This window comes from Nocardia sienata NBRC 100364 (assembly GCF_001613205.1).
Lineage (GTDB): Bacteria > Actinomycetota > Actinomycetes > Mycobacteriales > Mycobacteriaceae > Nocardia > Nocardia sienata.
In genome coordinates, this window is record NZ_BDBX01000014.1 from 22,418 (window position 1) to 36,766 (window position 14,349).

General features: G+C 67.8%; 12 protein-coding genes. 3 read left to right on the plus strand and 9 right to left on the minus strand.

Annotation, left to right across the window (positions count from 1 at the left end; translation table 11 throughout):
* Positions 1–46: 46 nt before the first annotated feature.
* Positions 47–787 (plus strand): RDD family protein, encoded by a 741-nt coding sequence (locus NS4_RS10255; protein WP_084487083.1) that lies wholly within the window; start codon positions 47–49, stop codon positions 785–787.
* 11 nt (positions 788–798) lie between these two features.
* Here the strand turns inward: NS4_RS10255 and NS4_RS10260 are convergent, their stop codons facing one another.
* On the minus strand, positions 799–1,323 hold the full coding sequence (locus NS4_RS10260; protein ID WP_063059295.1) for a DUF4190 domain-containing protein: 525 nt from the start codon (positions 1,321–1,323) through the stop codon (positions 799–801).
* Between the two features lie 37 nt (positions 1,324–1,360).
* Between NS4_RS10260 and NS4_RS10265 the strand changes: the two genes are divergently transcribed.
* Positions 1,361–2,134 carry a queuosine precursor transporter gene (locus NS4_RS10265; protein ID WP_084487084.1) on the plus strand — a complete coding sequence of 258 codons (774 nt, stop codon included), beginning with the start codon at positions 1,361–1,363 and terminating at the stop codon, positions 2,132–2,134.
* A 393-nt stretch (positions 2,135–2,527) separates the two neighbouring features.
* On the opposite strand, the gene tgt is transcribed toward NS4_RS10265, so the two are convergent.
* The 5 genes from tgt to NS4_RS10290 form a co-directional block, all read right to left on the minus strand.
* Complete coding sequence (gene tgt, locus NS4_RS10270; RefSeq protein WP_063059297.1) at positions 2,528–3,781, minus strand: tRNA guanosine(34) transglycosylase Tgt; 1,254 nt, start codon at positions 3,779–3,781, stop codon at positions 2,528–2,530.
* A 228-nt stretch (positions 3,782–4,009) separates the two neighbouring features.
* Positions 4,010–5,917, minus strand: a complete 1,908-nt coding sequence (locus NS4_RS10275) for an ABC transporter ATP-binding protein (RefSeq protein WP_063059298.1) — start codon at positions 5,915–5,917, stop codon at positions 4,010–4,012.
* Complete coding sequence (locus NS4_RS10280) at positions 5,914–7,647, minus strand: ABC transporter ATP-binding protein (protein ID WP_063059299.1); 1,734 nt, start codon at positions 7,645–7,647, stop codon at positions 5,914–5,916. Before NS4_RS10280 ends, NS4_RS10275 begins: the two co-directional genes overlap by 4 nt.
* Positions 7,641–8,174 carry an RrF2 family transcriptional regulator gene (locus tag NS4_RS10285; RefSeq protein WP_063059300.1) on the minus strand — a complete coding sequence of 178 codons (534 nt, stop codon included), beginning with the start codon at positions 8,172–8,174 and terminating at the stop codon, positions 7,641–7,643. The genes NS4_RS10280 and NS4_RS10285 overlap by 7 nt, the downstream gene beginning before the upstream one ends.
* 47 nt (positions 8,175–8,221) lie before the next feature.
* Positions 8,222–8,812, minus strand: coding sequence for a TetR/AcrR family transcriptional regulator (locus NS4_RS10290; RefSeq protein WP_063059301.1), 591 nt, complete (start codon positions 8,810–8,812; stop codon positions 8,222–8,224).
* Positions 8,813–9,069: 257 nt separating this feature from the next.
* On the opposite strand from NS4_RS10290, the gene NS4_RS10295 reads away from it, so the two are divergent.
* Positions 9,070–11,457 carry an MMPL family transporter gene (locus NS4_RS10295; RefSeq protein ID WP_063059302.1) on the plus strand — a complete coding sequence of 796 codons (2,388 nt, stop codon included), beginning with the start codon at positions 9,070–9,072 and terminating at the stop codon, positions 11,455–11,457.
* A gap of 302 nt (positions 11,458–11,759) precedes the next feature.
* Here the strand turns inward: NS4_RS10295 and NS4_RS10300 are convergent, their stop codons facing one another.
* Genes NS4_RS10300 through NS4_RS10310 form a run of 3 tightly spaced genes read right to left on the minus strand, consistent with a single transcriptional unit; the run spans position 11,760 to position 14,102 of the window.
* Complete coding sequence (locus tag NS4_RS10300) at positions 11,760–12,479, minus strand: maleylpyruvate isomerase family mycothiol-dependent enzyme (RefSeq protein ID WP_084487088.1); 720 nt, start codon at positions 12,477–12,479, stop codon at positions 11,760–11,762.
* 28 nt (positions 12,480–12,507) lie between these two features.
* A complete protein-coding gene (locus tag NS4_RS10305) occupies positions 12,508–12,972 on the minus strand; it encodes a very short patch repair endonuclease (RefSeq protein ID WP_063059303.1) in 465 nt (154 codons plus the stop codon).
* On the minus strand, positions 12,969–14,102 hold the full coding sequence (locus tag NS4_RS10310; RefSeq protein WP_174552083.1) for a DNA cytosine methyltransferase: 1,134 nt from the start codon (positions 14,100–14,102) through the stop codon (positions 12,969–12,971). Before NS4_RS10310 ends, NS4_RS10305 begins: the two co-directional genes overlap by 4 nt.
* Positions 14,103–14,349 lie beyond the last annotated feature (247 nt).

The following is a 14,349-nucleotide window of genomic DNA, read 5'->3' on the forward strand; positions in this document are numbered from 1 at the left end:
CCTGGCCTGCGACCAGATCTTCGGATTTCGAGTTCAGGCAGGCGAGATGACCAGTGGCGGGTACGACCCCAGCAACCACCCCCAGGCCGGGCAGCCGTACGGGCAGCCCCCGCAGTACACGCAGCCAGGACAGTACGCTCCGCAGCCGGACCCGTATGCGCCGCAGCCGGACCCCTACGCTCCCCAGCCGCCGCACTACAACCCGCCGGCCGGACAGCCCCAGCCCTACGGCCGGCAGGCTCCGCCCGCTCCGCCCGCTCCGCCCGCTCCGCCGGCCCCCCGCTACCAGCAGACGGTGTTCCCGGAGGCACAGTACGGCGGACAGCAGTACGGGCACTATCAGCCCTCGTTCGGCGTTCCCGGCAACCTGTGGCCGCGGTTCGCGGCCCGCCTGATCGACAACCTCATCATCGCGCTCCCGCTGGCCCTGCTGCTGAACTTCGTCCTCATGCCGAACCTGACCGGTCTCACCGGGCCGGCGGTCAGTTACGCGATCATCTTCGCGGTCACCCTCGTGTACTACGTGCTCATGGAATGGAAGTCCGGAGCTACCCTCGGCAAGAAGATCCTGGGACTCAGGGTCGTGGCACCGGACGGGGCCCCCGCCGTCCCGCCACTGCTCTCACTGAAACGCAATATCTTCCTGGCGGTGCTGATCGTGCCCTGTGTCGGCTGGGTGGCCGGGGCGGCGCTCATGCTCTACACGGCCGCCACCCTCGACAAGGACCCGAACCGGCAGGGCTGGAACGACAAACTCGCGGGCGGCACCCAGGTCATCGCGGCCTGAGTACCCGGGGGTCACGCGCCGGCGGCGCTCGCGACGATCATCACCACGAACCAGATGAGCCCCAGGGCGATCAGGCCGACCCCGATCCAGATACCGGCGAGCGCCATCCCACGGCCCTCTTGGCCGCTGTCGCGGATCTGGTTGAGCGAGATCACACCGAGGATGATCCCGACGATCGAGGTGGCGCCGCAGGTCGCGAAACCGGCCAGCGAGGTGACCAGTGAGGCGATCGCCAGGCCGTTGGTACCGCGGTTGGCCGGATAACCGTAGGGCTGGTAGCCCGCCGGATACCCGGCCCCCGCCGCGCCATAGGGCGAGTAGGGCGGCGTCCCGGGGTAGGGAGCCGCAGGCGGCGGGGTCGCGTACGACGGTTGTCCGGGCGGCGGCGCAGGGGACGCGGCCGGGGTGGAGGGGTACTGCGGTGCCGACGGATAACTGGAAGGTTCGTAGGGTTGCTGCCCGGCAGCCGGGTCCGACGAGACGCCCGACCCCCCGTACTGCTTCCACCACTCGTCGGATTCACCGGGGTTCGTCATGACTACAGCCTATTCGAGAGTTTGATTGGATAGTCGGGTGGAAGATTCGAACAAAACCCCCTTACCCGGCAAGTCTGGACACCCCGCGCCCGCACATGCGGCCCACGCACAGGTGGCGCGGGGGTACTACACACCGATCGTCGTACTGTTCACCGCAACGCTCATCGTCTCCAATATCTGCGCGACCAAGGGGGTGCAGTTCTTCTCCGGCAGTTCGCTCACCCTCGGACCTCTGGAGATCCTGCCGATCACCACCGACGCCGCGTTCTTTCTGTTCCCCCTCGCCTACATCGTCGGTGACGTGCTCAGCGAGGTCTACGGATTCCGTGCCACCCGGCACGCTGTCTTCTATGGTTTCGCCGCGCTGCTGCTGACTGTTATCTGCTTCGCCGTGGCGATCCGGCTGCCCGCTGCCGTGTTCTACGAGAACCAGGAGGCCTTCCGCAGCGTCATCGGCACCACACCGCAACTGGTCGCGGCCGGTCTGGCCGGTTATCTGGTCGGTCAGCTGCTCAACTCCGCGACACTGGTACTGATCAAGGAACGGACCCGGGAGAAATATCTGTGGGCGCGGCTGATCGGCTCGACGGTGGTCGGCGAACTCGCCGATACGCTGATCTTCTGTTCGATCGCCGCCACGGCCATCGGTATCGACAGCTGGGGTCAGTTCGTCAACTATGTGATCGTCGGGTTCCTGTGGAAAACGCTCTGCGAGGTGCTGGTACTGCCGATCACCTACCAGGTGATCGGGCTACTGAAGAAGCACGAACCGACCTACGCCCCGAGCGACGCCGCCCCGCTGCGCTCCTGACCCGGACCTGTTGTGCCCGGCCACCCGTGCCGGGCACAACACACTCCGATCCGCGCTCGGCAACCGCCACCGGCACGCCGCAGCCAACTTTCGTCTACTCCGGATGGTCGGAGCCCGCCCCGACTTCGGACTGACGGAGCGTGTGCAGTCGACAGTCCAGAAAACGCCGACCATTGAGCACTGACAGAGTCGTGAACCTCCCCAGGCCGGATCAGGCGCACGACAACATCCACCTTCCGTCTACTCCGAATGGTCCACCCCTATGGTCGGGGCCCGCCCCGATTCTTGACTGACGGAGCGAAGGAGCACAGCGACTGAGCGGAGGAGGGAAGAATCGGGGTCACAGGGCCCCGACCCGCGGCGCGCCGGAGGCGCCGGAGGCGCCGCCAATATTTACGGCGCGGTGATGCGGCCCTGCCAGCGACCGAGGGCTTCGGCGCGGTACTCGTCGAAGTAGCCCCCGTCGATACTGGCCCGGATGCGGTCCACGAGACGGATGGTGAAGCGCTCGTTGTGGATCGTGCACAGGGTGGAGGCCAGCATCTCCTTGGCCTTGAACAGGTGGTGGATATAGGCGCGGGTGTAATTCGCGCAGGTGTAGCAGTCGCAGGTCTCGTCGATGGGGGTGAAATCCCGTTTGAAGCGGAGGGTATCGATATTGAACCGGCCGGCCTCCACATAGATCCCGCCGTTGCGACCCACGCGAGACGGATTCACACAGTCGAAGGTGTCCGCGCCGGCCTCGATCGCGGCGAACATATCCTCCGGTTCGCTGATCCCCAGCATATGGCGGGGCTTGTCCTCGGGTAGTTCGTCGCAGCACCAGCCGACGATGGTGCCCAGATTGTGCTTCTCCAGCGCCCCGCCGATTCCGTATCCGTCGAAATCGGTTCCCGCGGCGCCACGGATCTCGGCCAGTTCCCGGGAAGCCTTGCGCCGCAAATCCTCGTACTGCGCGCCCTGTACGACCGCGAACAGCGCCTGATAGGGCCGGTGTGCGCGCTCGGCGGTGAGCCGCTCGTGCTCGTCGATGCACCGCTGCGCCCAGTCGTGCGTGCGCCGCACCGATTTCTCCTGGTACCCGCGGGTGTTCATCAATGTGGTGAGCTCATCGAAGGCGAACATGATGTCCGCCCCCAGCTGATGCTGGATCCCCATCGAGACCTCGGGGGTGAAGCGATGCTTCGACCCGTTCAGATGCGACCGGAAGGTCACCCCGTCGTCGTCCACGGTCGCCAGGCGTTCCTTGCCCTTGGCGATGACGTCGTCGCTGCGCACATCGACGGTTTCCATTGCCAGGACCTTCTTGAAGCCCACCCCCAGCGACATGACCTGGAAGCCACCGCTGTCGGTGAAGGTGGGACCCGGCCAGTTCATGAAGGCCGCCAGGCCGCCGGCCTCGTCGACGATATCGGGGCCGGGCTGCAGGTACAGGTGGTAGGCGTTGGCCAGCAGCGCCTGCGCTCCGAGCTCCTTCATCGCCTCCGGCAGGACCGCCTTCACGGTCGCCTTGGTGCCCACCGGGACGAAGGCGGGGGTCGCGACGGTTCCGTGCGGGGTCCGCAGCACTCCGGTGCGGCCGTGCCGCCCCTCGAGGCGGGTACCGACACTGAACGAGAATCCGACGCCATCCGACACGGCCGACATCCTCTCAGGCTGCATCCGTCGGGCGTGAGCGAGGGCCCTGCGTGGTCACGCTGCCTCCGTCGGGCCCGACCCGGCTGATACCCGGGTCGACCGAGCACGAGCGAGGCGCCGGCGTGGTCAGGCCGGGCTGCCCACTCCGGGTCCGACTCGCTCATGCCGGGGTCGACCGGGCACGAGCGCGGGCCCTACTGGCTTACGCTGCGCTGCTCCTTCGGGCTCGTACCGGGGTCAGGCTTCGACCGCGGCCGCCGCGAACTGGGCGCTGTAGAGCCGGTAGTACGCTCCCTCGCGCGCCAGCAGATCGTCGTGCGACCCGGTCTCCACGATCCGGCCCGCCTCCATCACCACGATCAGGTCCGCGTCGCGGATGGTGGACAGGCGGTGGGCGATGACGAAGCTGGTCCGGTCGCGCCGTAGTTCCGCGGTGGCCTGCTGCACCAGCAGTTCGGTCCGCGTATCGACCGAACTCGTGGCCTCATCGAGCACCAGGATGGCCGGTTTGGACAGGAAGGCCCGGGCGATGGTGATGAGCTGTTTCTCACCCGCGCTGACCCCGGTGCCCTCCTCGTCGATCACCGTGTCGTATCCGTCCGGCAGGGCGTGCACGAAACGGTCCACGTAGGCCGCGCGGGCGGCGGCGAGGATATCGTCATCGCTCGCGGTGGGATCGCCGTAGGCGATGTTCTCCCGGATGGTGCCCTTGAACAGCCAGGTGTCCTGCAGCACCATCCCGATCCGCGAACGCAACTGCTCCCGGCTCAACGCGGTGATATCGACCCCGTCGATGGTGATCGCACCGGAATCGAGTTCGTAGAACCGCAGCAGCAGATTGACCAGCGTGGTCTTTCCCGCGCCGGTGGGTCCGACGATCGCGACCACATGGCCCGGTTCGGCGACCAGCGAGAGGTCGTCGATTATCGGCGTCTGCGGTTCGTAGCGGAAGGAGACGTCCCGGAATTCCACCCGGCCCCGTTCGGGCGGCCGGGTGACCTTCTCTACCGGGTCCGGGCTCTGTTCGGGGGCGTCGAGGATCTCGAAGATCCGTTCCGCCGAGGCCACTCCCGATTGCAGCAGGTTGGCCATGGCGCCGATCTGGGTGAGCGGCTGGCTGAACTGGCGCGAGTACTGGATGAACGCCTGCACCTCGCCCAGCGACAACTGCCCGGAGGCGACCCGCAGCCCGCCGATCAGCGCGATCAGCACGTAGTTGACGTTCCCGAGGAACATCGACGACGGCATGATCAGGCCGGAGATGAACTGTGCTCGGAAACTGGACTTGTAGAGATGGTCGTTGCGCTCGTCGAACTCGGCGCCGACCTGCTTGCTGCGGCCGAACGCGGTGACCACCTCGTGCCCGGTGTAGGCCTCTTCCACCTGGGCGTTCACCAAGCCGGTGTACTTCCACTGGTCCACGAAATGCGGTTTGGACCGTTTGGCAATCTGGGCGGTCACCACGACCACCGCGGGCACCGTGAGCAGGGCGACCAGTGCCAGTAGCCACGAGATCCAGAACATCATCCCGAGAATGCCGATCACCGAGAGCACCGAGATGAGTAGCTGGCTCATGGTCTGCTGCAGGCTCTGCGACACATTGTCCACGTCGTTGGTGACCCGGCTGAGCACATCGCCACGGGGCGCGGAGTCGAAGTAGCTCAACGGCAGCCGGTGGATCTTGTCCTCGACATCGGAGCGCAGCCGTTTGATAACCCGGTTGATCACATCGTTGAGCAGGAAGGCCTGCAACCAGCCGAACACCGCGGCGCCCAGGTAGAGCGCGAGCACGAGGGTCAGCACCCGGCCGACCGCGTCGAAGTCGATGCCGACCCCGGGGACGACATCCATCCCCGACAGCATGTCGGCCATGGTGTCCTGCCCCTGGGCCCGCAGTCCGGCGAGCGCCTCCTCTTTGCTCACCCCCGCGGGTAGCTCCCGGCCGACGACACCGTCGAAGATCAGGTTGGTGGCCTTGCCGAGCAAGTACGGCCCGGCGATATTCAGCACCACCGACACGATGCCCAGCCCGATGATCACACCCACCCGCACCCGCTCCGGCGCGAGCCGTCCCACCAGCCTTTTCAGCGACGGTTTGAAGGATTTCGGTTTCGCGTCGGGGGCACCCGGCGTTCCCGGTCTCATCGCGCCTCCTCCACGCTCAGCTGGGATTCGACGATCTCGCGGTACTCCGCGCAATCACGCAGCAGTTCCTCGTGGGTACCGACTCCCGCCATCTCACCGTCCTCGAGTACGACGATCCGGTCGGCGTCGCGAATGGTGGCGATCCGCTGGGCCACGATGATCACCGCGGCGTCCTCGGTCGCCGGGCGCAGGGCCGCGCGCAGCCGCGCGTCGGTGGCCACGTCGAGCGCGGAGAACGAATCGTCGAACAGATACACCCGGGGTCGGCGCACCAGCGCCCGGGCGATGGCCAGGCGCTGGCGCTGCCCGCCCGAAACGGTGGTCCCGCCCTGGGCGACCGGGGTCTGCAGGCCTTGGGGCATGGCGCGCACGAAGTCGGCCGCCTGGGCGATCTCCAGGCAGCGCCACAGTTCCTCGTCGGTGGCGTCGGGATCGCCGTAGCGCAGGTTGCTCGCCACCGTGCCCGAGAAAAGGTACGCCTTCTGCGGGACCAGGCCGATCCGCGACCGCAGTTCGGCCAGGTCGAGATCGCGCACATCGGTGCCGCCGATCTCCACTGTGCCCTCGGTGACGTCGATGAGGCGGGGAATCAGATTCAGCAAAGTGGTCTTACCGGATCCGGTGGAGCCGACGATCGCCGTGGTCTCCCCGGGGCGCACCTCGAAGTCGATCCCGCACAGCACCGGCTTCTCGGCGCCGGGGAAGCTGAACGCGGCATCGCGCACCCGTACCTCGGCGGGGTCGCCCCGGAACGGCTTCGGTAGATCCGGCGAGCGCACCGACGATTCGGTTTCGAGGACCTCGGAGATCCGGTCTGCCGAAACCGCGGCACGCGGGGCCATCATGGCCAGGAACGATGCCATCATGACGGCCATCAGGATCTGCATGATGTAGGAGAGCAGGGCGGTCAGCGAGCCGATCTGCATCTCGCCCGCGTCGATGGCCCTGCCGCCGAACCAGATCACCGCCACCGAGGTGACATTGCTGATCAGCATGACCGTCGGGAACATGAGGGCCATCAGCCGGCCCACCCGCAGCGAGATATCGGTGAGGTCGGTATTGGCCACCCCGAACCGCCAGGTCTCGAGCGGCTCCCGGACGAAGGCGCGAACCACGCGGATGCCGGTGATCTGCTCGCGCAGCACCCGGTTCACCTCGTCGAGGCGGGCCTGCATCTGGCGGAACGCCGGCACCATGCGGGCGATGATCAAACCCATGCTCAGCGCCAGGGCCGGCACCGCGATCAGTAGCAGCCAGGACAACCCGAAATCTTCGCGCAGCGCCATGACGATGCCGCCGACGCACATGATGGGCGCCATCACCGCCACGGTCGAGGCCATGACGATGAGCAACTGGACCTGCTGGACATCATTGGTGTTGCGGGTGATCAGCGAGGGCGCGCCGTACATCCCGACCTCACGCGCCGAGAAGGCGCCCACCCGGTGCAGCAGGGCGCCGCGCAGATCGCGGCCCGCGCTCATCGCCGCCCGCGCGGCCAGGAACACCGAGGACGCGGACGCGATGATCTGCACACCGGAGACCAGCAACATCCGCAGTCCGGCCGTCCAGATGTAGCCGATATCGCCCTTGGTGACCCCCTCGTCGATGAGGTCGGCGTTCAGACTCGGCAGGTACAGCATCGCGATGACCGAGATCAGCTGCAGTACCACGATCCCGGTCAGCTGTTTCCGGTACGGGGCCAGGGAACCACGGAGCAGTCGGATCAACATGATGACCGCACGCTACCGTCTGCCCCGGTGGGGCGGCCTGTGATTTTCGGCGGATCGGTGCGGTGCGGTTCGCGGCGCACCCAGGCGCCCGGGTCGGCGGTGAGCGTTCCGATGAATTCCGGCAGGGCGTTCGCGGCGATATCGGCCAGGCTCACATTCTCCAGGACCGCGCGCAGGTTCACCCGCAGGGCGATCCACACCTGCTGCAGCGGTTCGGCCACGCCCCCGTACTGCACTTCTTCGGGCCGCAGGCCGCGCACCGAGGCGAGCGGGCCCTCGAGGGCGCGGATGACATCGGCGATGGAGATCTCGCCGGCCGGCCGGGCCAGCCGGTAACCGCCGTCGGGGCCGCGCCGGCTGGTGACCAGCCCGGCCCGGCGCAATTCGGCCAGGACACTTTCGAGCACTTTGGGTGGTATGCGCTGTGCTGCCGCGATGGACTCCGCCTTCACCGCGGCAGCCTGGTCGGATGCCGTGATCTCGAGCAGGGTCCGCACGGCATGATCCACCTTGGCGGTGATGTGCACGACTGACCTGACCTTTCGCTGTGCCGGGGCACGATGACGCGACAAACCTAGTCGGCGCCGGGTTGCAGAACCGCGAGCGCCGCGTCCAGCAGCGTCGCCTCCACCACATCATCTCCCGCATCCTGGGCGATCTCGTTCGAAATCAGCGCGACGGCCAGGATTTCCATGGCCGCACTGGCCCGCAGCAACCGAACCGCGGTGGGTTCGGGCCCGGCGAGCCAGTTCCGCAGCGCCTTGTTGGCGTCGACGATCACCGGGTACTGGTCGGCGAGCGCGTTGATGATGGGGACCGCGTTGCGCAGCATCATCTCCCCGGCGTCGCGGTGCCGGATCATGGCCCGGATATAGGTTTGCAGGATGGTCCGGCGGCCTTCGACGTCGGGGGTCATCTGTTCTACTTCGTCGGCGAGCGCGCGCAGATCGTCGAGGAGCGGGTCGACGATCGCCACGAGCAGTTCGAGTTTCGAGGCGAAGTGATAGTAGAGCGACGGTTTTGTGATTCCGACCGCATCCGCGATCTCGCGCAGGCTCGTCTCTTCGAAACCCTTGGCCACGAACAGGCGCACCGCGGCATCCAGGATGGCCCGCTTGGTGTCGCGACCTGCGGTAACGTGGTCGCCAGTTCTGCGATTCGCCATGCTCGGCCCTTTCTCGTTCTCCCGGTGACACGTCCGGCCGGCACCGGAAGTCGAGCTTGTTCCTCCACTTAACCTCCCGGTAGCCTACCTACCGTACGGTAGATACATCTGGCGTCCACCGTGTAGGCGGATACACCGGCTCCGGGCACGCGAAAGCGTCCGGCCCGATCGGCCCCGGTCCGCGATAGCGACGTCGGCCGTCAGCTCGTCACGCGCATATGACCGAAACGTCCCGGCCTCGCTAGGAGAAATCCCTCGTGTCCGTATTCCTGTACAGATGGGGAAAGTTCGCTTTCCGCCGGAAATGGATAGTGCTGCCCGTCTGGGCGCTGATCCTGGTACTGCTCGGTGGGGCGGCGGCCGCGCTGTCCAAGCCGTTCCAGGACAGCTTCGAGATGCCGGGACTACCGTCGGAGAAGGCCACCGCCATCCTCGAAGAACATATGCCGCAGATGGCCGCGATGTTCAGCATCGACGCCATCAACGGCACCTATGTGATCGCGGCCCAGAACGGCAAACTCACCGACGAGCCGAATATGGCCGCACTCGACGCGCTGGTCCAGCGGCTGAACGAACTCGACATCGTCGATCACACCGAACAGGCCGTCAACCCGGTCCTCGCCACCTCGATGATGCCCGCCAGCCAGGAAGCCGCCAAGGCCCAGGCACAGGCCGCGGCCGGACTCGCGCCCGGTGAGGCCCCGCCGCTGCCGGAGCCGAACTGCCTCGACGGGCAGGGCTCACCGGAGTTCAAGGGTCTGTGCGGTGGCGCTCCGCTGAACGTGCTCAACGAGAGCAACCCGGAAACCGTCGCCGTACTCGACGTGAAATTCACGATGCCGACCTTCTCCGATATCACCGAGGAGAACCGGCAGGCCGCCGAGGCCATCGCCCAGGAGGCCCGCAATGCCGGCCTGCAGGTGGAGCTCACCGGCGCCATCGCGCAGACCCAGGTCGAGTCCGGCCAGGCCGAGATGATAGGTATCGGGGTCGCGCTGATCGTCATGATCATCGCCTTCGGTGCCATCGTGGCGGCGTTCGTCCCCATTGTCACCGGCATCGTCGGTGTCGCCTGCGCGGGCGCGCTCATCCTGACCGGCACCTCGCTGACCGAGGTCCCGACGTTCACCCCGATCCTGGCCTCCATGATCGGCCTGGCGCTGTCGATCGATTACGCGCTGTTCATCGTCTCCCGGTACAAGCACGAGCTGGTGGTCCAGGATTCACCCGAGGAAGCCGCGGGTGTCGCGGTCGGCACCGCCGGTTCGGCCGTGGTGTTCGCCGGACTCACCGTGGTGATCGCCCTGCTCGGGCTTTCGGTGGTCGGGATCGGCTTCCTCACCATGATGGGTATCGGCGGGGCCATCGCCGCGGGGTTCGCGGTATTCGCCGCCATCACTCTGATGCCCGCGCTGCTCGGCGCGCTCGGCCGGTTCCTGTTCAAACCGAAACTGCCGCTGGTCGCCCAGCACGATCCCGAGGACGACGATTCGGTCACCAACGGGATGCGCTTCGCCCGCGTGATCGCCCGGGTGCCGGTGCTGACGCTGGTGGTGAGCGCGGTAGTACTGGGCGCGCTCGCCGCCCCGGCCACCCAGCTGAACCTGGGCCTGCCCGGTGGCGACAGCATGCCCGAGGACTCCTCGATGCGTAAAGCCTACGAATTGCAGACCGAGGGCTTCGGCGAGGGCAAGAACGGCGCACTGGTGATAGCGGTCGATCTCTCGCAGACCCCGCAGGATCAGCGCGACGCCGCGCTCACGGCACTGCGGGACGAGCTGGCGAGCTACGACGGCGTGGACTACCTGAGTGTCGCGCAGCCCAGCCGGGACGGGCAGGCCGCGCTGTTCCAGGTGGTGCCCGATTCCGGTCCGAACAGTGCCGAGACCCAGGACCTGGTGGCGCACGCCCGTGACGCGGAGGCCGCGCTGCAGGATCGGTACGGCATGGAGTACGGCATCACCGGCCAGACCGCCATCTACGCCGACGTCAACAGTGTGCTGCTGACCAGCATCATCCCGTACCTGGCCATTGTCGCGGCGGCCGCGTTCGTGCTGCTGCTGCTGGTGTTCCGGTCCATTCTGGTACCGCTCACCGCCGCGCTCGGCTTCCTGCTGTCCATGGCCGCGACCTTCGGCGTCACCGTGCTGATCTTCCAGGAGGGCGCCTTCGGCATCGTCTCCGACACCCATCCGATCATCAGCTTCCTGCCCATCGTGCTGATCGGCCTGGTGTTCGGTCTGGCGATGGACTACCAGGTCTTCCTGGTGACCCGGATGCGCGAGGAGTACGTGCACGGCAAGGATCCGAAGGAGGCGATGGTCAGCGGCTACCACCACGGCGCGCGCGTGGTCACCGCGGCCGCGATCATCATGATCTCGGTGTTCGGCGGCTTCATGCTCTCGCCGGACATCACCTCCAAGTCCATGGGCTTCGCCCTGGCGGCGGGTGTGTTCTTCGACGCCTTCCTGGTGCGTATGGTGCTGATCCCGTCGCTGCTGGCGTTGCTGGGCAAATGGGCCTGGTGGATGCCGGCCTGGCTGGACCGGATCCTGCCGGATATCGATGTCGAGGGGACGAAACTGCGCGAGCTCCAGCAGCGCGCCAAGACCCCCGCGGTCGAATCCGAACCCGCCGGGGTCTGATCCACCGCTGTACCGACGAAACGGCCGGCGTCCGCAACGGACGCCGGCCGTTTCGTTGCCGGGTCGCCGCCGGGATTCAGGCGAGCGGCCCCGCGCCGCGCCGGATGCGCGGGCCGGGCGGGCAACGCCAGGCGGCAGCGCCGAGTAGGCAGAGCCGGGCGGGCAACGTCGAGCAGATGGCTGCAGGTGCGCAGCGCCAGGCGTGGCCGCGCCTGGGGATCGACGGCGAGCCGGCAGCGCCGGAAGGCAACGGCAGACGAGCGACTGCCGTTCAGCGCCAGGCAGGCAACGCCGGGCAGCGCTCAGCGCCAGGCAGGCAGTTCCGGCAGCGGCCGCGGCAGCGCGCTGTCGGCGCCACGGCCCAGCAGCCAGGCCAGCAGCGCCGACGCCGGCCCCGCCACGACCTGCTCGGGTTCCCCCGCCCCCACGATCGCCGTGAAACCCGTATCGGTCGCGTCGACGGCGAAGGGCCGCACCCCCGCACGCCCACCCAGGTCGACGGCGGCCTCGGCGAGCAGTTCGGCCACGAAATCGGCCGGCCAGTGGGCGTGGGTGTAGCCGGCGTTCAGATCCACGTGGTGGATCAGCACCTCCTGCAACCGCATCCACGGAATCCGGGTCGCCTCGATCGCAGTGCCCTGCCTGGTCCGGACCTCCGCCCGCCACTGCTCGGCGGAGAGCACCCCGGCCATCCCGGACAGCCGGTCGGCCGAATCCACCAGATCGGCGCGCTGTTCGGCGAGCGGACGCGGCGCACCCGCCTCGATATCGGAGTCCCGCAGGGCCGCGCTGGCGTACTGCGGCGTCTCCACCCCCGTGTGCGCCCAGAGCAACAGGTTGACCAGGCTGTCGGCATTGCGGGACAGATGGGTCAGAACATGGCCCCGGGTCCAGCCCGGTAGCGCGGAGGGGGCGGCGACCGCCGCGTCGTCCAGGGTGTCGACGGTGGCGAGCAGCGCACGGGTCGCGTCGGTGACCGCCTGCGTCCGCGCGGTGAGCAGTTCGATGAAATCGCTGGGCACGGCTTCCGACACTACTTCCGCAATACGACTACTTCCCAGTGGTTTCCGGTCCCGGCGGGTCGGTCCCCAGGGCGGCCTGCACCCGGTCGGCGGCGCGCACCGGATCCTCGTGTTCCCAGATCCGGACGACCTGCCAGCCCGCCGCGCGCAGGGCTGCGTCGGTAGCCCGGTCGCGCGCGACATTGCCGGCCAGCTTCTCCGCCCACCATCCGGCGTTGTTCTTGGGGTCGGTGGCGTGGTCGGGGCAGCGGTGCCAGAAACAGCCGTCCACATAGACCGCGATCCGCCGGCGCGGGAACACCAGATCCGCGCGGCGGCGCTGGCCCCGGATCGGCGCGCGGTCCACGAAATAGCGCAGGCCCCGCCGGTGCAGTTCACGGCGCAGAGCCAGTTCGGGCGCAGTGTGGGCGCGCCGCTGCCGCGACATCCGCGCGCTGGTCGCCGCGTCGGTCGGCGGGCGCCACGAGCCGGCGCCGGAAGGGTCACCGGTCATGCCGCCCAACCACCCATCCGGTCCAGATGCGCCTGCACATCGTCGAGGAACCCGACCGGGAAACGCAGCGACCCCATACCGGTGCGGCGCAGGAAACCGGCGGTGGCGCGCGCCGACAGCAGCTGGGTGTCGGACAAGAAGAAGCGCAGGTCCTCATAGGGATCGTGCACGGGCCACGGCGAGATCGGCACCTCGAAGGCCGACCCGGCCCGCCCCCACGCCGCACCCGGCCACGGGCTGCCCGGCGGCAGCGGAATATGTCCCGGTATCGGCTCGGCCGGAGTACTCAACCGGGAACCGACCCACGCCGCCATCCGCACACTCACCGCGTTGCCCACCAGTTTCCAGCGTTGCCCCGGCCGGAATCCCGGCGCATCCAGCGCCGGTTCGGTCCAGCCGGGCACGAAGCCCTGCAACCGCTCCCCGTCGGTGATTCCCGGCGTCACGATCTCCCCGGACGGCAGTCGCACTGCCGGCGGGCTGGCGATGCCGAGACCCGACCCGCCCTTCAAGGTCGGGACGGCGTTGACCACCCACCCCAGGCCGCGCACACCTTCGGTCCAGTAGAAGCCGCACGGATCGTGTTCCGGGGAACCCAGCAGCCGCGGCCCGGCGTCGTCGGCGAACAGCACCGTGCGCGGATCCTCGGTGCGCGAGGCCAGCAAGATCACCCGGTTGCGCCGCTGCGGCAGGCCGAACGCGCGCGCGTCCACCACCCGGTAGGCCCAGGTGTAGCCGAGCTCGTCGAGGGCCGCGGTGATATGACGCATGGCCGCTCCGCGGCCGAGTTGCAGCATGAACGGCACGTTCTCGATGAGCAGCCAGCGCGGCCCGCGTTTACGCCGCACGAGCCGGAACACATGGTCGACCAGACTCGATCGGGTGCCGGTGATTCCCGCGGTGCGGCCTGCCTGCGACAGGTCCTGGCATGGGAAACCCGCGGCGACCAGTTCGGTATCCGGCGGTAGCGCACGCAGCCGGGTGATATCGGTGTGCAGTTCGGCTTCGGGGAAGCGGCTCGCCAGCACCGCCCGTGCGCCCGAGTCGATTTCACACAGCAGAGTCGTTCGCCATCCGTGCGCCGACAGCCCGAGTTCGAGTCCTCCGATCCCGGCGAAAAGCCCCACCATCCGCGCGCCCGTCACGAAGTCCTCTCTCCATCCGGTCCGGCTCCCGAAGGGAGATTACTCCGCGAATTCTCCCGGCTTCCCGGGTCGCTGCGCCCGAGCGGGGGATTCGTGGCCGAGCCCTTCTCCAGGAGCGGTCCGCAACCGTGAGATACACCACCGTCGCACAGGTGCCCGCCCTGCGGGTCGATCACGACCGATCGAGAGCTACTCAGCGACAACGCCATAGAATGCCTGGTCAGAAGGATTA

Bases quoted from the DNA above. Each gene is read 5' to 3' on its own strand.
- NS4_RS10305 (WP_063059303.1), bottom strand. From the start codon at position 12,972: ATGACCGGTGACCCTTCCGGCGCCGGCTCGTGGCGCCCGCCGACCGAC.
- NS4_RS10280 (WP_063059299.1), bottom strand. From the start codon at position 7,647: ATGTTGATCCGACTGCTCCGTGGTTCCCTGGCCCCGTACCGGAAACAG.
- NS4_RS10260 (WP_063059295.1), bottom strand. From the start codon at position 1,323: ATGACGAACCCCGGTGAATCCGACGAGTGGTGGAAGCAGTACGGGGGG.
- NS4_RS10310 (WP_174552083.1), bottom strand. From the start codon at position 14,102: ATGGTGGGGCTTTTCGCCGGGATCGGAGGACTCGAACTCGGGCTGTCG.
- NS4_RS10290 (WP_063059301.1), bottom strand. From the start codon at position 8,812: ATGGCGAATCGCAGAACTGGCGACCACGTTACCGCAGGTCGCGACACC.
- NS4_RS10275 (WP_063059298.1), bottom strand. From the start codon at position 5,917: ATGAGACCGGGAACGCCGGGTGCCCCCGACGCGAAACCGAAATCCTTC.
- tgt (WP_063059297.1), bottom strand. From the start codon at position 3,781: ATGTCGGCCGTGTCGGATGGCGTCGGATTCTCGTTCAGTGTCGGTACC.
- NS4_RS10255 (WP_084487083.1), top strand. From the start codon at position 47: ATGACCAGTGGCGGGTACGACCCCAGCAACCACCCCCAGGCCGGGCAG.